At 61.4% G+C, this 23988-nt stretch carries 18 protein-coding genes; 13 read left to right on the forward strand and 5 right to left on the reverse strand.

Going from position 1 to position 23988, the window contains the following annotated elements; all coding sequences use genetic code 11:
* Window positions 1-25: 25 nt before the first annotated feature.
* The 3 genes from AB5Z20_RS03980 to AB5Z20_RS03990 are packed head-to-tail and all read left to right on the forward strand — an operon-like array spanning window position 26 to window position 2811.
* A complete protein-coding gene (locus AB5Z20_RS03980; protein WP_368156349.1) occupies window positions 26-1402 on the forward strand; it encodes an L-aspartate oxidase in 1377 nt (458 codons plus the stop codon).
* 3 nt (window positions 1403-1405) lie between these two features.
* Window positions 1406-2266, forward strand: a complete 861-nt coding sequence (gene nadC / locus AB5Z20_RS03985) for a carboxylating nicotinate-nucleotide diphosphorylase (RefSeq protein ID WP_368156351.1) — start codon at window positions 1406-1408, stop codon at window positions 2264-2266.
* The gene (locus AB5Z20_RS03990) at window positions 2266-2811 is read left to right on the forward strand and encodes a transcription repressor NadR (RefSeq protein WP_368156352.1); all 546 of its coding nucleotides are present in this window, start codon (window positions 2266-2268) and stop codon (window positions 2809-2811) included. Before nadC ends, AB5Z20_RS03990 begins: the two co-directional genes overlap by 1 nt.
* Before the next feature lie 198 nt (window positions 2812-3009).
* Here the strand turns inward: AB5Z20_RS03990 and AB5Z20_RS03995 are convergent, their stop codons facing one another.
* Window positions 3010-3195, reverse strand: coding sequence for a DUF362 domain-containing protein (locus AB5Z20_RS03995; protein WP_118080210.1), 186 nt, complete (start codon window positions 3193-3195; stop codon window positions 3010-3012).
* Window positions 3196-3739: 544 nt separating this feature from the next.
* On the opposite strand from AB5Z20_RS03995, the gene dnaK reads away from it, so the two are divergent.
* From dnaK to AB5Z20_RS04020, 5 genes are all read left to right on the forward strand, one after another.
* Window positions 3740-5632 carry a molecular chaperone DnaK gene (gene dnaK, locus AB5Z20_RS04000; protein ID WP_055310046.1) on the forward strand — a complete coding sequence of 631 codons (1893 nt, stop codon included), beginning with the start codon at window positions 3740-3742 and terminating at the stop codon, window positions 5630-5632.
* Between the two features lie 2 nt (window positions 5633-5634).
* Window positions 5635-6477, forward strand: coding sequence for a nucleotide exchange factor GrpE (locus AB5Z20_RS04005; RefSeq protein WP_320676777.1), 843 nt, complete (start codon window positions 5635-5637; stop codon window positions 6475-6477).
* 108 nt (window positions 6478-6585) lie between these two features.
* Window positions 6586-7551 (forward strand): DnaJ C-terminal domain-containing protein, encoded by a 966-nt coding sequence (locus AB5Z20_RS04010; RefSeq protein WP_006235211.1) that lies wholly within the window; start codon window positions 6586-6588, stop codon window positions 7549-7551.
* Between the two features lie 72 nt (window positions 7552-7623).
* The gene (locus AB5Z20_RS04015; RefSeq protein ID WP_117746523.1) at window positions 7624-8040 is read left to right on the forward strand and encodes a heat shock protein transcriptional repressor HspR; all 417 of its coding nucleotides are present in this window, start codon (window positions 7624-7626) and stop codon (window positions 8038-8040) included.
* A gap of 274 nt (window positions 8041-8314) precedes the next feature.
* Window positions 8315-10615 (forward strand): hydratase, encoded by a 2301-nt coding sequence (locus AB5Z20_RS04020; RefSeq protein WP_368156354.1) that lies wholly within the window; start codon window positions 8315-8317, stop codon window positions 10613-10615.
* 473 nt (window positions 10616-11088) lie between these two features.
* Here the strand turns inward: AB5Z20_RS04020 and AB5Z20_RS04025 are convergent, their stop codons facing one another.
* A complete protein-coding gene (locus AB5Z20_RS04025; protein ID WP_195232853.1) occupies window positions 11089-11757 on the reverse strand; it encodes a hypothetical protein in 669 nt (222 codons plus the stop codon).
* A 234-nt stretch (window positions 11758-11991) separates the two neighbouring features.
* On the opposite strand from AB5Z20_RS04025, the gene AB5Z20_RS04030 reads away from it, so the two are divergent.
* The 4 genes from AB5Z20_RS04030 (at window position 11992) to AB5Z20_RS04045 (ending at window position 17476) form a co-directional block, all read left to right on the forward strand.
* The gene (locus tag AB5Z20_RS04030; RefSeq protein ID WP_368156356.1) at window positions 11992-12663 is read left to right on the forward strand and encodes a hypothetical protein; all 672 of its coding nucleotides are present in this window, start codon (window positions 11992-11994) and stop codon (window positions 12661-12663) included.
* Between the two features lie 183 nt (window positions 12664-12846).
* Entirely contained in the window at window positions 12847-15474 is a 2628-nt protein-coding gene (gene clpB / locus AB5Z20_RS04035) for an ATP-dependent chaperone ClpB (RefSeq protein WP_368156357.1), read from the forward strand.
* Window positions 15475-15607: 133 nt separating this feature from the next.
* A complete protein-coding gene (locus tag AB5Z20_RS04040) occupies window positions 15608-15802 on the forward strand; it encodes a hypothetical protein (protein WP_368156358.1) in 195 nt (64 codons plus the stop codon).
* 321 nt (window positions 15803-16123) lie between these two features.
* The gene (locus AB5Z20_RS04045; RefSeq protein ID WP_368156359.1) at window positions 16124-17476 is read left to right on the forward strand and encodes an ATP-binding protein; all 1353 of its coding nucleotides are present in this window, start codon (window positions 16124-16126) and stop codon (window positions 17474-17476) included.
* Between the two features lie 73 nt (window positions 17477-17549).
* Here AB5Z20_RS04045 and AB5Z20_RS04050 read toward each other — a convergent pair whose 3' ends face one another.
* The 3 genes from AB5Z20_RS04050 to AB5Z20_RS04060 form a co-directional block, all read right to left on the reverse strand.
* Window positions 17550-19046: a hypothetical protein gene (locus AB5Z20_RS04050; protein ID WP_368156360.1), complete on the reverse strand. Its 1497-nt coding sequence runs from the start codon at window positions 19044-19046 to the stop codon at window positions 17550-17552.
* 239 nt (window positions 19047-19285) lie between these two features.
* Window positions 19286-20293, reverse strand: coding sequence for a DUF5692 family protein (locus AB5Z20_RS04055; RefSeq protein ID WP_368156361.1), 1008 nt, complete (start codon window positions 20291-20293; stop codon window positions 19286-19288).
* A gap of 63 nt (window positions 20294-20356) precedes the next feature.
* Window positions 20357-21019, reverse strand: a complete 663-nt coding sequence (locus AB5Z20_RS04060) for a TetR/AcrR family transcriptional regulator (RefSeq protein ID WP_368156362.1) — start codon at window positions 21017-21019, stop codon at window positions 20357-20359.
* Window positions 21020-21208: 189 nt separating this feature from the next.
* Between AB5Z20_RS04060 and AB5Z20_RS04065 the strand changes: the two genes are divergently transcribed.
* Window positions 21209-23986, forward strand: coding sequence for an FAD-dependent oxidoreductase (locus tag AB5Z20_RS04065; protein WP_368156364.1), 2778 nt, complete (start codon window positions 21209-21211; stop codon window positions 23984-23986).
* Window positions 23987-23988 lie beyond the last annotated feature (2 nt).

The raw sequence follows: 23988 nt of genomic DNA on the forward strand, positions 1-23988 counted from the left end.
TCACATTACAAGGGAGAGGATTCCTGTGGAAACCAAACAATACCCCGACATGGAGTGCGACGTCGTCATTGCCGGCTGTGGCGTGGCGGGCCTGTACGCGGCCCTCAATCTGCCGACGAGCACGCGCGTGACCATGCTCTCCAAGGGCGCTATCGATGAGTGCGACTCGATGCTCGCGCAGGGCGGCATCTGCGTACTGCCCGAAGGCTCGGACTACGATGCCTTCTTTGAGGACACCATGCACGCCGGCCACTACGAGAACCGCCGCGAGAGCGTCGACATCATGATCCGCTCGAGCCGCTCGGTTATTAACGACCTACTGGCCATGGGCGTGGACTTTGAGCGCAAGGCCGACGGCAGCCTCGACTTTACCCGCGAGGGCGCGCACAGCCGCCCGCGCATTGCCTTCCATGCCGACATTACGGGCAAGGAGATCACAACCAAGCTGCTCCAGGCCGTTCGCAAGCTGGATAACGTGCAGATTTTGGAGCACGTGGCCATGACCGACATCCTGACGGGCGAGCGTGACGGCGCCACGGTGTGCACCGGCGTCGTCGCCGTTCCCGTGGACGAGGACAACTCGGTTCGTCCCGCCGACGAACTGGCAAATGCCGCCGAGGGCGTGCATGCCGGCGAGCCGTTTAAGATCCATGCCCGCCACACGCTGTGGGCGACGGGCGGCATCGGCGGCGTATACGACCATTCGACCAACTACCCGCAGCTCACGGGCGATGCCTGCTACATCGCTCAGGAGCATGGCATTAAGATGGAGCACCTGGACTACGTGCAGATTCACCCCACGGGGCTGTTCTCGCCGCAGCCGGGCCGTACCTTCCTGATCAGCGAGAGCTGCCGCGGCGAGGGCGCGATTTTGCTCAACGCCGCCGGCGAGCGCTTTACCGATGAGCTCCAGCCGCGCGATGTGGTCGCCGCCGCCATTCGCGAGCAGATGAAGCAGGACGGCACCGAGCACGAGTGGCTGAGCTTTGCCCCCGTCGAGCGCGACGTGGTGACCGGGCACTTCGCCAACATCCGCGCACGCTGCCTGGAGGACGGCCGCGACATCCTGGACGAGCCCATTCCCGTCACGCCCACGCAGCACTACTTTATGGGCGGCGTGTGGGTCGACAAGGACGGCCGCACCTCGATGCCCGAGCTCTACGCCGCGGGCGAGACGGCCTGCAACGGCGTTCACGGCAAGAACCGCCTTGCATCAAACAGCCTGCTCGAGGCACTGGTCTGGGGTCGCCGCGCCGCGTGGTACATGCGTACCGGCGAGTCACTGGTCGTAGAGCAGGCGGGCGATCCCGCGCTCGATGGCCGTCATCGCGCCCTGAGCGCCGACACCCTGGCAATCGATGATTTGGCCCGTGCCGCCGGCACGCAGGCCGTGGAGGAGTAGACCATGAATCCCATTACCATGAAGCTCGTCGTCGATGATCTGATCCTGCAGGCCCTGCGCGAGGATATTACGTTTGAGGACGTGAGCACGGCGAGCGTGTGCCCCACGGCGCGTCCCGCCACGGTGGAGCTCATCGCCAAGGCCGATGGCATCATCGCCGGCCTGGACGTGTTCGCTCGCACCTTTGAGCTGCTGGATCCGCAGAGCTCGGTGCTGTTTGATGTCGTCGATGGCGATGAGGTGCACGCCGGCGACCACGTGGGCCAAGTGCGCGGCGACGCGCGCGTACTGCTTTCGGGCGAGCGCGTGGCGCTCAACTACCTGCAGCGCATGAGCGGCATCGCTACTTACACGCATCGGATGGCAGCTGCGCTCGAGGACACCAAGACCGTGCTCGTCGACACACGCAAGACCACGCCGGGCATGCGCGTCTTTGAGAAGGCCGCGGTCGAGATCGGCGGCGGCAGCAACCACCGCTATAACCTGTCGACGGCTGTCATGCTCAAGGACAACCACATCGACGCCGCCGGTGGCGTGGCACGCGCGATTGAGATGGCGCGCGCCCATGCGTCGTTTACCGCGACGGTCGAGATCGAGTGCGAGAACCTGGACATGGTACACGAGGCCGTGGAGGCCGGTGCCGACATCATCATGTTCGACAACATGACCCACGACGACATGGCTGCCGCGATTGAGCTTATCGCCGGTCGCGCCAAGACCGAGTGCTCGGGCAATGTGGATGCCAGCAATATCCGCGCGCTCGCCGACCTGGGCGTTGACTTTATCAGCTCGGGGGCGTTGACGCACTCTGCGCCGATTCTCGACCTCTCGCTTAAGCACCTGCGTCTGTTGGACGGTAAATAATGGACGCCCGCGAGCGTCGCCGTGCCATCATGGGCGTGCTCGAGCGAGCCAAAGAGCCCGTCTCGGGCAGTGCGCTTGCTCGTGAGGTGGGTGTGAGCCGCCAGATTGTCGTGCAAGACATCGCCCTGCTGCGCGCCGATGGGCACGATATCGTGGCGACCAATCGCGGCTACGTGCTGCAGGAGGCCCCCAGCAGCCCCGCCGTGCCCACGCGCCTGGTCAAGGTGCACCATGGCGTGGAGCAGGCAGGTGACGAGCTCACGAGCATCGTCGACGCGGGTGGTGCCGTGCTCAATGTAATCGTCAACCATCGCGTGTATGGCAAGATCACAGCCGATCTGGACATTCGCAACCGTCGCGATATCGAGCGCTATCTTGAGGGCATTGCCAGCGGCAAGAGTTTCCCGTTACTAACGGTGACGAGCGGCTATCACTTCCATCGCATCGCGGCGGAGGACGAGCAGACCCTCGACGAGATCGAGACCATACTCAAGGAGAAAGGCTACTTGGCAGACCTCATGCCCTACGAGGACGATTTGTCCTAGTCGACGCCGCATCTATAAGTTGCGGTGAAATAGTTCCTAAATCGGCACCCAAGCCATAAAACAGGAACTATTCCACCGCAACTGCCAAGGGTCCCGCTCCAAATTAGCTGCCCATATAAGCAAAAGGAGGCCTCCGCGGCGATGCGGAGGCCTCCTTTTTGTGCACGGTGTACTTTTGAGTGTGCAAGTGGGGAGTTGTTACTCCTCGACGATCTCGGTGATCGCGCCAGCGGGGCAAGCGTCCTGGCAAGCGCCACAGGCGACGCAGGAGTCCTCGTCAGCGACGGTGGCGACGTCCTGGAGCTCCAGAACGCCAGCGGGGCAGGTGTCGACGCAAACGCCACAAGCGATGCACTCGTCGGCATCAATTACGGGATGAGCCATGGTAGTTTCCTCTCTGTTGACCGACGCTACAGACGATGCGCGCCGGTTTGATTCGGGCAAAAACATACCACGGGAGCGACCGTTTGCAATACCCTCTGGCCGGCATCTTCATACCGTTCGCCGAGTATGCCAAGGTTTACTAAAAAACGTGCAGGTGGGGCCGTTGAGCTGCGCAAATGTTAGCTAAAGGTGACTTGAAATATTGAGCTATTGAGCGAGCTTTTGGAAAGCGCATCCCGTTATTTAGCCGTGAAACAGGTCGCGCTTTCCCCCGGGGTCGCCTCAAGCCACCCCATGCGGCCTCGGGCCCAAACCTCAGCCATCTCTACATAGATCTCGATAGATTTGCCGAGAACTCAATCAGTGCGTCTACCTGCGCATTTGTGAACCTAAACTCTCAGCAATAAGAAATCTTATATGAATTGACTTAGATTTTGTATATTCCGGCCCATAAGGGGATACACTACATCCTGAAAGACAAGCCGAAACACCGCGCGACAGATCGTCGAGGCGGCGCGAACGCAAAAGAGAGAGGGAATTTCTAATGAGTAAGATTCTTGGTATCGACCTTGGTACTACTAACTCCGCAATGGCCGTTCTCGAGGGCGGTTCTCCGACCATTATCGTGAACGCCGAGGGCGACCGCACCACCCCGTCCGTCGTGGGCTTCCGTGCCGACGGCGACCGTGTCGTGGGTAAGGCCGCTAAGAACCAGGCTGTCACCAACCCCAAGAACACCGTGTTCTCCATCAAGCGCTTCATGGGCCGCAAGTACTCCGAGTGCACCTCCGAGATCAAGACCGTGCCGTATGAGGTCAAGGAGGGCCAGGGTGGCCGTGCCGTCGTCGACATCGAGGGCAAGGATTACACCGCCGAGCAGGTGAGCGCCATGACGCTCGCAAAGATGAAGGCCGACGCCGAGAAGTATCTGGGCGAGACCGTCACCGACGCCGTCATCACCGTCCCGGCCTACTTCAACGACGCTCAGCGTCAGGCCACCAAGGACGCCGGTAAGATCGCTGGCCTCAACGTCAAGCGTATCGTGAACGAGCCGACCGCTGCTGCTTTGGCCTATGGCCTGGACAAGCAGGGCACCGACCAGCGCATCCTGGTCTTCGACCTGGGCGGCGGCACCTTCGACGTCTCCATCCTCGACCTCGCCGACGGCGTGTTTGAGGTCCTGTCCACCTCGGGCGACAACCACCTGGGCGGCGACGACTGGGATCAGCGCGTCATCGACTGGATGGCCGATAAGTTCCAGCAGGAGAACGGTGTCGACCTGCGTCAGGACCCCATGGCCCTGCAGCGTCTGAAGGAGGCCGCCGAGAACGCCAAGAAGGAGCTCTCCGCCGCCCAGCAGACCACCATCAACCTGCCGTTCATTACCATGAACCAGTCCGGCCCGCTGCACCTCAACTACACGCTGACCCGCGCCGAGTTCGAGAAGATCACCCGTGACCTGCTCGAGCGCTGCAAGCAGCCTGTCACCAACGCCCTGCGCGACGCCAAGCTTAAGCTCTCCGATCTGACCGAGGTCATCCTCGTCGGCGGCTCCACCCGTATGCCCGCCGTCCAGGAGCTCGTCAAGACCATGACCGGCAAGCAGCCCAACATGTCCGTGAACCCCGACGAGGTCGTTGCCGACGGCGCTGCCGTCCAGGGCGGCGTGCTCACCGGTGACGTCGAGGGCATCCTGCTGCTCGACGTTACCCCGCTGTCGCTGGGCGTCGAGACCATGGGCGGCATCATGACCAAGATGATCGACCGCAACACCACGATCCCGACCTCCAAGACCGAGGTCTACTCCACCGCTGCCGACAACCAGACCAGCGTCGAGATTAACGTGCTCCAGGGCGAGCGCGAGCTTGCCCGCGACAACAAGTCGCTCGGTAAGTTCCAGCTGACCGGTATCCCGGCTGCCCGCCGCGGCGTGCCGCAGATCGAGGTCACCTTCGACATCGACGCCAACGGCATCGTCAAGGTCTCCGCTAAGGACAAGGGCACCGGCAAGGAGCAGCAGATCACCATCTCCGGCTCTACCGCTCTGTCCGACGACGAAGTCGATCGTATGGTCAAGGACGCCGAGGCTCATGCCGAGGAGGACAAGAAGCAGAAGGAAGAGGTCGAGGTCCGCAACCAGACCGACAGCCTGTGCTACTCCACCGAGCAGACCCTCAACGAGCTGGGCGACAAGGTTTCCGCCGACGTGAAGTCCAAGGCCGAGGCCGCTATCGCCGACGCCAAGAAGGCGCTCGAGGGCTCTGACGTCGAGGCCATCAAGGCCGCCGGCGAGTCCCTGCAGTCCGTGGCCTACGAGCTGGCCCAGGTTGTCTACGCCGACGCTCAGCAGCAGACCGACGGTGCCGCTGGTGCCCAGCCTGCCGACGATGACGTAGTCGACGCCGACTACGAGGTCGTGGACGACGAGGACAAGTAATCATGTCCGCCCGTAAAGCTCGCACGGAGGCGGCTGCCGCCGGCGCCGCCCCCGTTGACTCTGAGGAGAAGGACGTGAAGATTCCCGTAGAGGCCGCAGACGATACCGAGGTCAATGAGGCCCCGGCCGCCGAGGCTGCCGAGAACCAGGTAGAGGATTCCAACAAGGAGGCGACGATGACCGAGGACGAGATGGTGGAAGCCGCTATCCGCGCCGGTGAGGAAGCCGCCGACAACGACTTTAAGCTCAAGTTCGAGCAGGCCCAAAAGGAGCTTGCCGACGTGCGCAATGAGCTCGATGCTGCGGCAGAGGCTCAGAAGGCCGCCGAGGACAAGGCGAAGGACGCTACCGAGCGCACCGCTCGTCTGCAGGCCGACTGGGAGAACTTCCGTCGCCGCACCGCCAACGAGCGCATCGCCGAGCGCGAGCGCGCGACCGAGAAGCTCGTCACCGCGCTGTTGCCGGTGATCGACGATATCGAGCGCGCGATCGACCATGCCCGCAGCCAAGAGCTTTCCGACGACTTTAAGCAGTTCGTCGATGGCGTTGACGCGGTACATGCCAAGCTGCTCGATGTGTTTGCGCACGAGGGCGTTGAGCCCATCGATCCCAAGGGTGAGGCGTTCGATCCGCTCGAGCACCAGGCTGTGGGTCGCGTCGAGGACGCATCGCAGTACGATGAGACCGTCAACGATGTGTACCAGAAGGGCTACCGCATGGCGGATCGCATTCTGCGCTCCGCGATGGTGACGGTGACCTACGGTGGCGAGAAGCGCCCCGCACCGGAGCCCGAAGCGGCGCCCGAGGATGCTACGGCCGATACGGCCGAGAGCACCGAGGAGTAATTGAGAAGGGCCCCGGGGCAACACCCGGGGCCCTTTCTGGCCTAGTGCCATATGACAGTATGAGCCGCCGTCCGCAGGGGCGGCGGATATAACAGGAGAGGAGCTACGATGGCTGCAGGCAAAACCTTCTATGACATCCTGGGCGTATCCAAGAGCGCCTCCGACAAAGAGATTAAGAGTGCGTTTCGCAAGCTCGCGCAAAAATATCACCCCGATGCCGGCGGCGACGAGGCCAAGTTTAAGGAGATCAGCGAGGCCTACGAGACGCTTTCGGACGAGAAGAAGCGCAAAGAGTACGACCAGATGCTCATGTTTGGCGGCATGCCGGGCGCGGGCGGCGCGTATGGCGGCGGCTACGGTGCCGGCGCGGGCGCCAGCGGCTGGGGCGATATCTTCGACAGCATCTTTAGCGGCAACGGCGCTTGGGGCAGCGATTGGGGCTCGGGCTTTGCCGGGGCTGCGGGCGCTGCCGGTGCCGGCGCGGGCCGCAGCCGTGCTCGCAAGGGCGGCGACCTGTCGCTGACCGTCGATGTTTCGGCCGAGGACGCGTTTCGCGGCGTGACGCACAAGGTCACCTACCGCATTCCCTCGACAGGCGAGCAACAGACCATTACGGTCTCGGTGCCCGCGGGTGCGGTCGACGGCGGCAAACTGCGCTACAAGCGTCGCGGCGAGTATGGCGTTGCCGGCGGCGAGCGCGGCGACCTGGTCGTGACCACGCACGTGGAGGAGCACCCGCTGTTTAAGCGTAAAGGTGCCGACGTGACCATGGAGGTACCGGTCTCGGTCTATGAGGCAGCGCTCGGCTGCACGGTGGACGTGCCGACGCCCGGCGGTGCGACGGTTCGTCTGAAGGTGCCCGCGGGTACCCAGACGGGCAAGAAATTCCGCTTTAAGGAGATGGGCGCGCCCGACGTTAAGCACCGTGGCCGCACAGGCGCGCTGCTCGTCGAGATCAAGGTGCAGGTTCCCACGAACCTGTCTGATGACGAGCGCGATGCCATGACCAAGCTGCGCGAGGCCGACACGCGCGACTACCGCGAGAAGGTCAACCGTTACAAGGCGACGTACTAGGGCGGTCGCGGCGCACGCCCGCGCCCGCGGGCTTATGATGGACGATAACGAGACGGAAAGGGGTCAGGTAGCATGGCCGAGGACAATAGGAACAAACCGCTGTACATGATCAGCGTGGCGGCCGAGCTGACCGGCATGCATCCGCAGACCCTGCGCGTCTACGAGTCCAAGGGCCTGGTGAACCCCCAGCGCTCGGGCGGCAACACGCGTCTGTATTCGCGTGCCGATATCGAGCGCCTGGAGCTCATCAACCAGCTCACCGACGAGGGCATCAACCTTGCCGGCGTGGTACGCATCCTCGATATGAAGGAGCGTGCTGAGGAGCGCGAGCGCGAGAACGAGAAGCTCCGCGCCCGCGTTCGCCAGCTCGAGGACGAGCTACACGAGTACAAGATGCAGAAGAAGATCACCGCCCTGGCCCCGCGCGACGGCTCAGTTAACCCCGAACAGGTCATGCGCAAGCTGCTGGGTGCGGGAACCGATTTGTAGTTACGCGGGATGCATTCGGGCAATCTGGCATTCAACTTCATGATCCCTTGGGGACGGAGGAAAACGGATCACTGAGGGGGTCGGCCTGACCCAATGATCCGTTTTCCTCCGTCCCCAAGGGATCATTTTTGCCTGCTCACACCGGGCTCGTCCTTTACTTTACCGAGATAAAGTGAACGCGCAGATTCGTAACCCACTCGCAACCGTTCTATGGCACGATATTGAACGAATGTATGCTATGCGCCCGAGCCTTTCGGGCAGAGTGGGAGACAGTATGGTTAAGCTGTACGAGGACGGCATCTACCTGCGCGGCGGCAGCGAGGTTGTGCCTGCGGCCGAGGCTGCCGAGCGCGGTATTACGCAGACACCCGAGGACGCCAAGCGCGGCACCATCGCGTATTCGATCCTCCAGGCACACAACACGTCCGGCGACCCCGAGGCGCTCAAGATTCGTTTCGATGCCATGGCGAGCCACGATATCACCTTTGTCGGCATCATCCAGACGGCGCGCGCTTCGGGCATGGAGCAGTTCCCGCTGCCCTACGTGCTCACCAACTGCCACAACTCGCTGTGCGCCGTGGGCGGCACCATCAACGAGGACGACCATGTCTTTGGCCTTTCCGCGGCCAAGAAGTACGGCGGCATCTTCGTTCCGCCGCACATCGCCGTCATCCACTCCTTTATGCGTGAGAACTTCGCCGGTTGCGGCAAGATGATCCTGGGTTCCGACTCGCACACCCGCTACGGCGCCCTGGGCACCATGGCCGTGGGCGAGGGCGGCGGCGAGCTGGCAAAGCAGCTGCTGCGTGACACCTACGATGTTGCCTATCCCGGCGTTGTCGCCATCTACCTCACGGGCGCCCCGCGCCCCGGCGTCGGCCCGCACGATGTGGCGCTCGCCATCATCCGCGCCGTCTTTGCCAAGGGCTACGTCAAGAACAAGGTCATGGAGTTTGTGGGCCCCGGCATCGCGAGCATGACGACCGACTACCGCAACGGCGTCGATGTCATGACCACCGAGACCACCTGTCTGTCGAGCATCTGGGCCACCGACGAGGACACACACGCGTTTTTGACCATGCACGGCCGCGGCGACGACTACCGCGAGCTCAAGCCCGCCGATGTCGCCTACTATGACGGCTGCGTCGAGGTCGACCTGTCGAGCATCAAGCCCATGATCGCGCTGCCGTTCCATCCTTCCAACGGCTTCGAGATCGACGAGCTCAACGAGAACCTCGAGGACATCCTGCATGAGGTGGAGCTCGAGGCTGCCAAGATCGGCGAGGGCAAGACGCACTTTAGCCTGCTCGACAAGATCGTCGACGGCAAGCTGCACGTGCAGCAGGGCGTTATCGCCGGCTGCTCGGGCGGTAACTACGATTCCGTGGTCCAGGCTGCCCGCGTGCTCAAGGGCGCCAACACCGGCTGCGGCGAGTTCTCGCTGTCGGTCTATCCTACGAGCCAGCCCGTGGCACTCGAGCTTACGCGCCGCGGCTATATTTACGACCTTATGGAGGCCGGCGCGATTGTGCGCACGGCATTCTGCGGCCCGTGCTTCGGCGCCGGCGACACGCCTGCCAACAACGGCCTTTCGATCCGCCACACCACGCGCAATTTCCCCAACCGCGAGGGTTCCAAGCCGGGTAATGGCCAGCTGAGTGCCGTAGCCCTGATGGACGCCCGCTCCATTGCGGCGACGGCTGCCAACGGTGGCGTCCTGACGCCGGCAACCGACCTGCCCGAGGAGACTTGGGACGAGGCCTGCGAGTACACCTTTGACGACGCCCCGTACAAAAAGCGCGTGTACTGGGGCTTTGGCAAGGCGGAGCCTGCTGACGAGTTGGTCGAAGGCCCCAACATCAAGCCGTGGCCCGCGATGGAACCGCTCGGCGACGATATCCTGCTCAAGGTGTGCTCCAAGATCATGGACCCGGTTACCACGACCGACGAGCTCATCCCCTCGGGCGAGACGAGCTCCTTCCGCTCCAACCCGCTGGGTCTGGCCGAGTTTACGCTCAGCCGCCGCGATCCGGCCTACGTCGGTCGTTCCAAGGAAGTCGATGCCGTGGAGAAGCGTCGCGTTGCCGGTGAGGCCGCGGGCGACCTGGCGGCGCTCGATGCCGAGCTTGCTGGTGTGTTTGAAGCACTGGCCGGCGCGGGTGTCGCGGCCGATGCCAAAACGACCGAGTACGGCTCCATGCTCTATGCCAAGAAGCCAGGTGACGGTTCTGCCCGCGAGCAGGCCGCGAGTTGCCAGCGCGTAATTGGCGGTTTGGCAAACATCGTCCACGAGTACGCTACCAAGCGCTATCGCTCCAACGTGATGAACTGGGGCATGGTGCCCTTCCAGATGGAGGCCGAGCCCAACTTTGAGGTGGGCGACTACGTCTTTGTGCCGGGTATCCGCGCCGCGCTCGACGGCGACCTAAAGGATATCGCCGCCTACGTGGTGCGCGCCGGCGGCACGGTCGAGCAGATTGAGCTCTATATTGCCGACATGACGACCGAGGAGCGTGCCATCGTTAAGGCCGGCTGCCTGATCAACTACAACAAGTTCAAGGCCGCTGCCGAGTAACGCACTTAATTGTCCGTCCGGGGCTTACCCTTTCCCGCCCGCTCACGCGCTTCGCGAGGGTCGCGTTCGGGAAAGGGTGAGCCCCGGACTACATTTCTGCATTCTCGTTGGGTCTTGAGGGACGCTAATAAATAGACTTGCTTGATGCCGCCTCTGTTAATGGGGCGGCTTCTTTTTGTCGAAAACCGCCACAAAGGTGCCTGTCCCCTTTGTGGCGGTCCGCGGTTTGTCTTGTCCTGTAACAGGTAGACCCTTATTTGCCGAGTAGTTGTTACAGATCTAGATAAACGGGCGCCGCTGAGCATTTCATCTCAATCTGTAACATCTGGGGTCAAAAACGGCAGCTAGATGTTACAGATCGAGATTTTGAGCGCTGGAGCCGAAAATCACCACAAAGGGGACAGGCACCTTTGTGGTGGTGGGGGTGGGCTCGATGTTATTGTGATCGCTGGGCGGCATTTTAATGAGCGTCCCTACAGGATTTCATCCGGGCTGGCGGGTTTGGTTGTTTTGGGGATGCCGAGTTTGGATGACGCGAAATCGTCAACATTGTCCTTAATTCCGTCTTTGGTGTAGACAGTGACCATATAGGTGCTGTGTCCGAATTCGCCCTTGTCGCGTGTTGCCCAGGCATCCCAGTAGGCGGCCCCGTTTCGCCCTTTGATTTTTCCGACACGGCGGAGTTCTGTTCGCTTTAATTTCCGGTTGCTATAGATGGTTCGACCGGCTTCCGCGGTGAGCCCGCACTGTCCAAGCAGCTTGTCGAGGACTTGGTTCATGTGGCGCTCATCGGTGTTTGGTGCGTAGTCGTAGGCGAGGGTGATGGAGTCGAGTGGCTGGTCGTCGATCAGATAGTTTAGCGCCTGAGGTTCAAGGCAGAAATAGGGGGAGCATCCGTCGACCTTGCCGAGCAACGGTAACTTGGACTGCCAACTTCCGGTGGGAATTGCATATTCGTAGAACACGCCACGGCAGACAAAGGAGAGCGAGGTGGCACGCGAGCCGGCGTCGATCATCCCGCAAAGATCGAAGGGCGAGGCGATACCAAAAGAAAAGGGCGTGATGACGATAAGGAAGAGCATCACGATGGGTATGGCGAGAATGGCGATGACGTTGCGACCGGTGGAATGAGACGGCTTCATATGCGCTCCTCGAGACAAAGATCTGTTGAGGATAGGCAGAAATGGATATGTTCAGAGAACAATTCAAGTTTAATCTCATGGCGCGAGATGGTCGACCGTTAGCGTCGAAAACCACCACAAAGGTGCCTGTCCCCTTTGTGGTGGTGAGGAGCGCGCGGCTTCTTTTGGTAATAGTGTTAGCTGGCGGTATCATTAGTGCAGGTGGCGAAGGTTTGCATTGTGGGGTGTTTTGCCGTGAGCCGTTCTGCCCGTATTGGATTGATTGTCTTGGCGCTTGCGATCGCTGTGGTTGGCGCGGGCGCTGTCGGTATGGCATTTCTACCTGCTGCGGTGACGGAGCCGTTGGTCAAGCCTGTGGCTCAATCTGTCGAACTTCTGACCGGCGACGACAAGCCCGAGACCATTACCGTTGATTTTGATGAGCAGCCGGCTGTGCTGGGTATTAGCAATTATCCGAGTATTCAGCTTGGGGCCATGCGCTATACCACGGATACAAGCCTGATCGATAGGGCGTCCGAGCTACTCAAGGGCAAAACATTTAAGCGTTGGTACGGATATGCGTCCTATCGGGCAAAAGCGAACGACATGGTTGGCGGATGTCACTCTTCCATCGAGCTGGACACTGCAAACGGCGCAAAGTTATGTGATGTCTCGTACGATCCGGGTTACGAGGGCAATGAGGGTCCGGGTATTTACATCTTGGACGGCGATGCAGCCTATGTCATGGAGGGCGACCAGGCCGAGCTCAACGATTTTATGGGTCAGTGTATCCAAGATGCCTATGAACAGACCTGCTTGCCCGACCCGCAGACTGCACGCGATAGTGGGTCTGCCCGTACATGGCTGTTCGAGGATGAGATGCCCTGGAACGCCGAATCGGGAAGCACGGGTTCGGCGAAGGAGTAGAGACCGCGACCACCACAAAGGTGCCTGTCCCCTTTGTGGTGGTTTGCATGTCGTGGGAACACTCAGAAAATCTTATATATAGAGACTTAGATTTGTGTATAAGATCGCGCAAAGCTGGCAACAATACTTCTCGAACAACGTGAAGCCGCCCCGTAGGGCGGCCGCCCCAAGAGAGGTGATTCCATGAGAATCGATAAGCTAGCAATGACGTCGCGCGAGGCGCTGCAGACCGCCATGAGCACGGCTGCTGACGCGCAGGCCGGCGCGGTGGAGCCGATTCACCTGCTGTCCGCCCTGCTCGGTGCCGGCGAGCGCAATATCTCCGTGATCATCGAGCGCATCGGCGCTGACTCGGCCCAGCTCGCACGCTCCACACAAGATGCCATCGACCACGCGCCCAAGGTTTCGGGCGAGGGCCAGCAGATGGGTCTTTCCAATGAGCTCGTCCGCGTCATCGAGAAGGCCGAGAAGAAGGCCACCAAGATGGGCGACAGCTTTGTGGTGACCGAGCATCTGCTGATGGCACTTGCCGAGGACAAGGGCGAGGCCGGCCGCGTTCTGCGCGACGCAGGCGTCACCAAGGAGCGCATCGAGCAAGTCTACGAGGAGCTGCGCGGCGATGACCGCGTGACGTCTGCCGAGGACAAGACCCAGTTTGAGGCGCTGGAGCAGTACGGACGCAACATCTGCGACCTGGCCCGCGCCGGCAAGCTAGACCCTGTCATCGGCCGTACCGACGAGATCCGTCGTACCATCCAGGTCCTGTCCCGCCGCACCAAGAACAACCCCGTGCTCATTGGCGAGCCGGGCGTCGGCAAGACGGCCATCGTCGAGGGCATCGCCCAGCGTATCGTGGCCGGCGACGTGCCGAGCACCCTGCGCGACCGCGACCTCATCGAGCTCGACATGAGCGCGCTGGTCGCCGGTGCCAAGTACCGCGGTGAGTTCGAGGACCGCTTAAAGGCCGTGCTCAAGGAGGTGCAAAAATCGGAAGGCAAGGTCATCCTGTTCATCGATGAGCTCCACACCATTGTGGGTGCGGGTGCCACCGAGGGCTCCATGGACGCCGGTAACATCCTCAAGCCGGCGCTTGCCCGTGGCGACTTGCACGCAATCGGCGCGACTACGCTCGACGAATACCGCAAGTACATCGAGAAGGACGCGGCGCTCGCGCGTCGTTTCCAGACCGTGATGGTCAGCGAGCCTACCGTCGAGGACACCATCTCGATTCTGCGTGGCCTCAAGGAGAAGTACGAGATCTTCCACGGCGTGCATATCACCGATAGCGCGCTCGTGGCCGCCGCCGACCTCTCCGATCGCTACATCGCCGACCGCTTCCTGCCCGACAAGGCCATCGACTTGGTCGATGAGGCCGCAAGCCGCCTGCGCATGGAGCTCGACAGCATGCCGGTCGAGATCGACGCCACCACGCGTCAGCTCACCCAGCTGCAGATCGAGGAACAGGCGCTCATGAAGGAGACCGACGACGCCTCCAAGGAGCGTCTGGAGGCCCTGCGCCAAGAGATTGCCGAGGTCCAGGAAAAGCTCAACGTGCAAAAGGCCGGCTGGCTCAACCAGAAGAACGCCATCGACCACGTGCAGGAGCTCAAGGGCCAGCTCGACGAGGCCAAGAGCGAAGAGGAGCGCGCGACGCGCAACGGCGATCTGGGCCGTGCGTCCGAGCTGCGCTACTCCGTGATTCCGGGCCTGCAACAGCAGATTCAGGATTCCGAGGCCGCGCTCGAGGCGCAAAAGCAGCAGGACGGCGAGGGCCTCAACGAACAGGTGACCTCCGATGAGATTGCCGAGGTCGTGAGCGCCTGGACCGGCGTGCCCGTGTCCAAGATGATGCAGGGCGAGCTCGACAAGCTGAAGGGCTTGGAGGGCGAGCTGCATAAGCGCGTCATCGGCCAGGACGAGGCCGTCTCCGCTGTCGCCGCAGCTGTGCGCCGCAGCCGTGCGGGCCTCTCCGATCCGGACAAGCCCATCGGCAGCTTCTTCTTCCTGGGCCCCACCGGCGTAGGCAAGACCGAGCTCGCCAAGGCGCTTGCCGAGTGCCTGTTCGATGACGAGCGCGCGCTCGTGCGTATCGACATGTCCGAGTACATGGAGAAGTTCAGCGTCCAGCGTCTGATCGGTGCGCCCCCGGGATACGTGGGTTACGACGAGGGCGGCCAGCTCACCGAGGCCGTGCGCCGTCGTCCGTACTCCGTAATCTTGCTCGACGAGATGGAGAAGGCCCATCCGGATGTCTTTAACGTGCTGCTGCAGGTGCTCGACGACGGCCGCCTGACCGATGGCCAGGGTCGCCAGGTGTCCTTCAAGAACACGATTATCATCATGACGTCTAACGTGGGCTCCAAGGCCATCGCCGATCTGTCCGGTAAGGACGAGGAGGAGATGCGCCATCAGGTCGACGCCGCCATGGCTCAGACCTTCCGCCCCGAGTTCCTCAACCGTATCGACGATATCGTGGTGTTCCATCCGCTTGGCATGGCGCAGATCGAGAAGATCGTCGACATCCAGCTTGCCGACGTCCGCGCGCGTCTGGCCAAGGAGCGCATGACGCTTGCCATCACCCCGGCGGCCAAGCAGATGCTCGCCGTGGGCGGCCTGGACCCCGTGTTCGGTGCCCGTCCGCTCAAGCGCCTGGTCCAGCGCGAGGTCGTGGACGCCATCGCCGCCGCCATCATCGACGGCACGGTGCGCGAGGGCGATCAGGTGACGGTCGATGCCGACAAGGACGGCGGCTTTACCGTCGTGTGCGATAACACGCCGGCGGCCACCTACGAGGTCCCCGACGCCGAGTAGATTTTGGGCCATGCCTTAAAATCTGCCGGCCGTCTCTAAACGCCAAGGGCGGCGGATTCAATTGGGTCCGCCGCCCTTTTTCGTGCGACAATCGATGGTGTTGAACGTGAGCACATGGCAAGGAGCTATGCAGATGAAAGACGAGATCAAGACGAACACGTCGGCGACCGATGCCGCACCCGCCGCACCCAAGCCTGCGCCTAAGCCGGCGCCCAAGCCGCGCGACCCCTACATCCGTGCCGAGAACGAGGACGACGACGGCTACGATCCCTACAGCGATCGCCGCCCCGAGCGCGAGCCGATGTTCGAAGCCGACCCGTGGCGCTGAGTGCCACCCAAAAGGCCACCAATAAGTTGCGGCGAAATAGGGATTGTTTTGCGGTTTGACCAGCAAAAACAGTCCCTATTTCACCGCAACTGCGTTAGGGATTTTTCTGCAGGGGAGGGCAGTCAAAAAAGCCCCGTCCCAAATTGACTGCTCGGGGAGCCGCATTCGAGCTCGGTTGTCCTCTTAGCCACTCGATATCCTTCGGAGCAATAACGGTGATAAAACTTGCTTAAGTGTTAATCAAGCTACACACAATCTTGCTCTCTAATTAATCAAGAATCAGTATAATTTTGATTAGCTAGAGAGCAAGATTGGAGAATCATGGCATTCAACGACTTGATCGCCCAGAAAATAAAGGACTTTGAACAGCAGGGGGTTCCGCAGGTCTTTGAGCGAGACCTTGATCTGGAAAACCCACAGGAGCCAAAGCGCGACAACATCGTAAATGTGGTTGTGGGGGCCCGCCGTTGTGGAAAGACGTATCGCCTGTATCAGGAGATGCAGCGGCTTCAGGGCCGGGGCGTCGAGCTTGACCGGATGCTTTACTTTAATTTTGAGGACGAGCGCTTGCGCCCGTATGAGTCATCGCTGCTGGCGGACGTGCTCGACACGTTCTATGCGCTGTATCCTGCTGCTCGAACCGAGGGCGCTTACATTTTCTTTGACGAGATCCAGGAAATTCCCGAATGGGGTGCGTTTCTGCGGCGTGTAGTCGATACGGAGAAAGCGACCGTCTATGTGACGGGATCTTCTTCCAAGATGCTGTCCTCAGAGCTTAAGAGCGAGTTCAGGGGTCGTTCTCTTATACGGGAGCTTTTTCCGTTGAGTTTTTCGGAATACGTTCGGTATAAGACGGGGAGCGTTTTCGAGCCAGATGCGACCTTTTCCCCAAGCGATGCAGCGCTGCTTCGACATCATCTGATCGGATATCTTGAACGAGGGGGATTCATCGCGACGCTTGAGCAGACGCCCGCAGACGCGATTCAGCTGCTACAGGAATATGCTTCGCGAACGGTCGCTATGGACGTCATTGAGCGTTACGACGTCAAGAACCCTCGCCTGGCATCGCTGTTCTTGACGCGGTGTATGGCATCTTCGGGACGAGAGCTGTCAGTGAACAAAGTGTACAACGAGTTCAAGAGCAGACAGATACCCGTCAGTCGTAATTCGCTCAGCGATTTACTTGAGTATTATGAGGATGCCTACCTGTTATTTTCTGTGCCGGAGTTCACGCGTTCATTGGCAAATAACATGCGGTCTGCGTCTAAGGTCTACGCTGTCGACCCTGCGATGTTTGGAGCATTCTCTCCCGCATCGGCATTGGACCAGGGCCAGAGGCTCGAGACCGCAGTGTTCAATGCGCTAAGAAGAAGGACTCCCGCGGTGAGGACCGGCTCGGTCTGCCGCCTGCTGATCAAAGAGAAGAGCAAAAGCCATGAGGTGGACTTTGTGGCTGGGGACGCACTTCTCATGCGGGCTTATGGCCTGATTCAGGTGAGTGTGGATATGGCAAGTGAGAAAACGCGCGAGCGCGAAATTGCCGCGCTTGATGCCTCGATGGCCCAGTTCGATCTTGGCGAGTCGGCAATCGTTACCATGGATGAGCAGGCCGATATTCCATGCGAGCACGGTGCGGTACACGTTGTGCCCGCATGGAAGTGGCTCCTTGCCTAATCATCTACGGATCTGTGGGGCCAGGACCTCCTGGCCCCTTTATCACGGTTGGGGAGCACCATGATGCGCCCGGCTAGTCTTGGGCTTTGATGCTCGGCATCAGAATCTGGGCGAGGTAGTCGCATTCGAGCTTGGTGGCGGCGTCGGCCTTGCCGTCTTTACCGACCAGGTCGTTTTTAATCTGGCTGTATGTGTAGCGGTTGCCGGTCGTGAGCTCGACAAGCTCAATCGCCGTATCCATGGGGTAGGTCGACACAGGGTTCTGCGTGCGCCCGTTGATGGTTTGCGGGATCACATACGGATAGACAGGACCGCTGGCATAGACGGTGTAGCCGTTGCCCAGGCCGACCGTGCCCAAAACCGTATCGCCGTCGTCGGGGGTAAAGGTCTCGCCATCGCGCACGGCGACGAGCGTCACGAGCGGCGTATTGGCGTCGTCGCCCAGATAGATGCATAGCGTGCTGCCATTCTGCCAAGTCTCGACCTTGCCGTACCACTCGACGGGAATATCGAGCTGGTAGAGGTCAGTTGCCTTGTGGCGAGCGTCAGCATCACGGGATGCCTGTGCCTTTTGCGCGCTCACGGCATTGACGGCGGCGTCGCGCCGCGCGATTGCTGCCTGCTGGAGCACTTTGGCAGCCGCGGCGGAGCTCGCACCGCCCTCTTCGGCATACTTGGCGGCGGCATCGATCTGGTCGTCAGTCACTGTGTCGGCCGAAGGCACCTTGAGCTTAAAGGTGGCCTGGGCACTTAAATCCTGTCCATCGCTCTTAACGGTGACCTGCGTCTTGGTGGTCGGGACGGTATAGATGGTGCCGTCGGCCGCGATGGGGGAGGCAGCGATGGAGAGCGTGTAATCGCCGGGCAGCAGTTTGATGCCGCGGCCGTGCTCGTCAACATAGAGCGTTTCGCTCACGGAGGAGCCGTCAGAATCCTGACCGCTCACCTGTACGGGAATCTTGGAGCCAGTGGAACAGTCGAGGCCCGCGGCATGCGCGCCAATCTGCACCGACATCATCGTGTGGGCATTGGCGGCGACAGCGGCAGCCTGCTCTTGCTGATATCCGTTCCAGGCAGCATAGCCTGCACCGCCGGCGACGAGCGCGACGGCCACGACACCGGCGACCATCAGATTGCGGCGCTTGGGCGACATCTTGCGATGGCGGACCTCGGCCTCGCGTGCCGAGGGAACGGACGGCAGGGGAATATCGCCCATGGCGATGGTCTCGTCCACGGCAGGAGCGGAGCCCAGGCCGGGAAGCTCGCGGGTCAGCGAATCTTCGGCCGGCAAGCTGTCGAGCAAGATGGTTTCCTCGCTCGTGTCGGATTCGGGCTGGTCGTCGGCCTCGCATTCGGTGTCTTCGTGATCTGCCTCATCTTCGGCAGGCTCAACGTCGTCTGCATCCTGATCATCGGACTGCGCCTCGGCTTCCGACTCATCCTGCACATCAACGCCCGAATCGTCAAACGCAATCTCATCAAGTGAAATCCGGTCTAGGCTCTCCAGGGCTTCGGCACACGCTTCTGCATCTTGGGCCGCATCCTCTTGGCCCATCGTCTCATCATTCATACATCCCCCAAGCTCAATATCGGGACAACACTGTACCCAAAAACGGGACCCCATAGAGCCGCCGCATGATTTGAAATCCGATTTTATATGTGCGCGTGTTTTTGAATAGATGATGATTAGAGACGCAACGACAAAAGCCCCCGGAAAGCGAGTGAAACGCTTTCCGGGGGCTCTGCGAGACATTGGATTGAAAATCTGGCAGGCGGGCCTATGCCCAGGTGCCAACAGCGACCAACATGTTACTCGGCGTGTGCGTAATCCACCTTGGCGCGGCGAGCGGTAGCCTTCTCCCAATCGCTGGTGCCCTCAAAGACATCCTGCTTGTAGGGGTTGCGGCCGAGCTTCTTGGCGCGGTAGGCGATGTAGATGATCGCGGCGATGTTGGCGACCAGCGCGGCGATCGAGACCGAGGTAGCGGCGCCGGGGTCGAGCGTGGAGTGGGTCACAAAGATGGACTCCTCCTGGAAGAACGGGAACACCTGGGCAAACATGCACCAAATGGCCAGCGTAAAGGCGCGGTTCTGAATCCAGCCGCCCTTGTTCCAGATAAAGGCGGCGACGGTGGGCGCCAGCAGCAGCGCAAAGCCGCAGAACCAGGAGTGGGTGGGCAGGCAGTTGTAGGTGTAGCAGAAGTTCCAGATATCGTAGGCGATGATGTAGACCCAGGTCATATCGGGCCACAGCATGTCGGTCTGATCCTCGGAGGCGTAGACGCTCCACCAACCGGTCATGCAGAAGATGTTGATGATACCGGCGATGCCGTTGAACACGTTGTTCCAGCCGGCCAGCTGCGTGGCACCTTCGGAGGTGACCCAGGTGGACTCGCCCAGGACAAAGAAGTGATAGGCGCTCTCGAAGTCGGATACGACGGCGATCATGATGTTGATGGCGACGATCACAAACGGCCATGCGCGGAACCAATGCGCCTTGCCAATCTTGCCCCACTGGTACTTAATGGCAATGAAGCCCCAGCAACCGGCCAGCGCCGCGTATACCTTGGCGTAGTGGAACCAGCTGTTCTGGTACACATGGGTGGGGTTGGTGAGCGCCCACTCGGCACCCTGCGAGACGCCGATGGCGATGGCGACGCAGTAGATGGTCATGGCCAGCGGAGCCACGCCAAAGATGATTGCCGCGCCCAGCTTGGTGCGGCGGCCGACCTCGTTGAGCACGATCAGGCCAATAAAGACCATGGCCCAGCCGGCCCAGTGGATAAGGGTATCGCTACCCCAAACATCGAACAGCATGCTGCTCTCCTTTCACACGCCCGCGGCCCCTCTTCTGATCGCGGGCAGTTTGGCCAAATGTCGTCAGTTCTGGGGCTTGCGCTCCGGATACTTGGCGGTATAGCCCTCGATGTGGAGTGTCGAGGCGATGATTTCCTTGACCGTCTCGTCGGGCACATCGGGGTGCGTGCGGATATACATCAACAACCCCATGATGAGGGTGTAGAACGTCTCGTAGACATGGTCGATGCGTAGCTCATGATGGGCGGCAAAATCCACCACGGTGGTGTCGCAGATATACTGCGCCACACGCTGGACCACGTTGTGCAAAAAGCCGCCGTAGAGCGCGCCGCTGCTTGAGGTGAGCGTACTCGGCAGCTCGTGGCCGCTGACGACCAGGCGCTTAAAGAGCGGGGCGACGGTGTCGAGTGCGCCCTCGATATCACCGACGGTGCGGTTGGCATTCCACTGCTCGAGCTCGGAGATAAAACCGTCGATCGCCTCGTCCATGGCGGCGGTGACAGCGGCGTCCATGTCGGCAAAGTAGTGGTAGAACAATGAGCGCGTGCAGCCGGCTCGCTTGGTCACGGCCGAGACGGATAGATGCGACACGCCTAGCTCAGAGCTCACGGTGCGCACGGCGGCGAGGATCTCGCGACGGCGTTCGTCGCCCGTCAAGCGCTTTGCCGCGCTATCGGATGCGGGGACGGCATCGACCACAGAGGTATCTGCTGTGTTGTTGCTCATGTTTTGCCGCCTTTCATCCTCTTTTGCCTGACCGTTCGCCTAACAGTCTTGAATATTGTTGACGGTTCGTCAATACTATTTTTGACACAATGTCAACTAATGGCGGGTGAACGGCATGGGGGCATGCCCGGCCTGCAAAAAAGAGGGGTGCCGCGGTCTCGCCGGGCTGTGGCAAGAGAAGGGACAACCATGATTCTCAACGGACCGGGGATTAGCTACACCGAGCCCGACATCGGTTCGGAGTTCGTGCCGCCGCTGCCGGAGCATCCGCGCGAGGCCATCGTCAAGCTGTGCGAGCACTGCACCAACCGTCTGCTGCATCGCGATGAGCTGCTGGGCTACGAGTACTGGTCGTTTGCCGAGGCCGCGACTGACGAGCAGGCCGAAGTGCTCTGCAAGATGAAGATGCGCCGTCCCTATACGCTGCCCGAGATGGTCAAGCTCACCGGCATGCCCGAAGCCGATATCGAGAAGATGCTCGACGATATGAGCTACACGGGCCTGCTCGAGTACAACTGGGAAAACCCCGAGCACGCCAAGCAGTGGGTGCTGCCCATGCTGGTGCCGGGTTCCGCTGAGTTTCTCAACATGCGCGTGAGCCAGCTCGAGGAGCACCCGGTCTATGCCAAGTTCTTTGAGCAGGCGTCCAAGGGACCGCTGTCCAAGGCCACGCCGATGGTGCCGCCCGGTGGTGCCGGCATCGGCATGCATGTCATTCCGGTCGAGAAGGCTATCGATGCCGCGAGCACGTCGGTGCCGATCGAGCATATCGAGCATTGGCTCGACAAATACGATGGCAAATATGCCGCTAGCACCTGCAGCTGCCGCGCGAGCCGTCGCGTGATGGGTGAGGGCTGCGCCGACGACCCGGCCGATTGGTGCATCGCCGTGGGCGATATGGCCGACTACGTGGTCGAGACCGACCGCGGCCATTACGTGACGCGCGACGAGGTTTACGACATCCTGCGCCAGGCCGAGGACAACGGCTTTGTGCACCAGATCACCAACATCGACGGCGAGAACAAGATCTTCGCCATCTGCAACTGCAACGTCAACGTGTGCTATGCCCTGCGCACCTCGCAGCTGTTCAACACGCCCAACCTGTCGCGCTCGGCCTATGTCGCCAAGGTCGAGAAGGACAAGTGCGTGGCCTGCGGTCGCTGCGTTGAGGTGTGCCCGGCCGGTGCCGCCAAGCTCGGCCAGAAGCTCTGCAGCAAAAAGGCCGGCGGACAGGTGCCCGAGTATCCGCGCCAGGAGCTGCCCGATGCCACCAAGTGGGACCACACCAAGTGGTCGCCCAACTACCGCAACGATAACCGTATCGAGACGCACGAGTCCGGCACCGCGCCCTGCAAGACGGCTTGCCCCGCGCACGTTGCCGTCCAGGGCTACTTAAAGCTCGCGGCGCAGGGCCGCTATGACGAGGCGCTGGCGCTCATCAAGCGCGAGAACCCGCTGCCCGCTATCTGCGGCCGTGTGTGCAACCGCCGCTGTGAGGATGCCTGCACCCGTGGCCGTGTGGACGCCGCCGTGGCTATCGACGAGGTCAAGAAGTTTATCGCCCAGCGCGATCTTGATGCCGCGACCCGCTATGTCCCACCCGTGGTGACGCCGACGCGCGCCGGCGGCTTCGATCAGAAGATCGCCATCATCGGTGCCGGCCCGGCCGGTCTGTCCTGTGCCTTCTATCTGGCCGAGAAGGGCTACAAGCCCGTCGTGTTCGAGAAGAACGAGCGCCCGGGCGGCATGCTCACCTATGGCATTCCCAGCTTTAAGCTGGAGAAGGACGTTATCGAGGCCGAGGTCGAAGTTATTCGCCTGATGGGTGCCGAGTTCCGCTATGGCGTGGAGGTCGGTCGCGATGTGACGCTCGACGAGCTGCGCGCGCAGGGCTTTAAGGCCTTCTACGTTGCCATTGGCTGCCAGGGCGGCCGCCTTGCGGGCATTCCGGGCGAGGGTGCCGAGGACGTGACCGTGGCCGTCGACTTCCTTCGCGAGGTTAACAGCGGCAAGATCGATTCCCTGTCCGGCCGCACCATTGTGGTGGGCGGCGGCAACGTGGCTATCGATGTCGCGCGCAACGCCTGCCGTCTGGGTTCCGAGCACGTTGAGATGTTCTGCCTGGAGAGCGATGCCCAGATGCCTGCCAGCGAGGAGGAGCGTCGCGAGGCCATTGAGGATGGCGCGCACATCAGCTGCGGATGGGGCCCCAAGGAGATTCACCTGGACGAGGCCGGTCGCGTGTGCGGCATCACCTTCAAGCGCTGCACGCGTGTCTTTGACGACGAGGGCCGTTTTGCGCCCGAGTACGACGAGAACGATCTGCGCCGTGTCGATGCCGACCGTGTCGTCATGTCGATTGGCCAGTCCATTGTGTGGGGCGACCTGCTGGCTGGCTCCAAGGTGGAGCTCGGCCGCGGCCAGGGCGCCCTGGCCGATTCCCAGACTTACCAGACCGCCGAACCCGACATCTTTGTGGGCGGCGACGTCTACACCGGCCCCAGCTTTGCCATCGATGCCATTGCCGCCGGCCACGAGGCCGCCGTGTCCATCCATCGCTTTGTGCAGCCGGGCTCCACGCTCACCATCGGCCGCAACCAGCGCCGCTACACCGCGCTCGACCGCGACGATGTCGTGATCGAGAGCTACGACAACGCGAGCCGCGAGGTTGCGCATGTGGACCGCGAACGCGAGAAGGCTGCGCCGTTTAGCGAGTATGTTGAGACCTTTACCGAGGAGCAGGTGCGCGCCGAGACCGCCCGCTGCCTGGGCTGCGGCGCCTCGATCGTCGACCCCAACAAGTGCATCGGCTGCGGCCTGTGCACCACCAAGTGCGCGTTCGACGCCATCCATCTGGATCGCGACCGCCCCGAGTGCTCCACGATGGTCAAATACGAGCAAAAGCTTCCAAGCCTGGGCAAGTACGCGCTCAAGCGCGCGATTAAGATTAAATTCGGGAAGAAGTAAAA

This window comes from Collinsella aerofaciens, from assembly GCF_040910245.1.
In the GTDB taxonomy this organism is placed as follows: Bacteria; Actinomycetota; Coriobacteriia; order Coriobacteriales; family Coriobacteriaceae; genus Collinsella.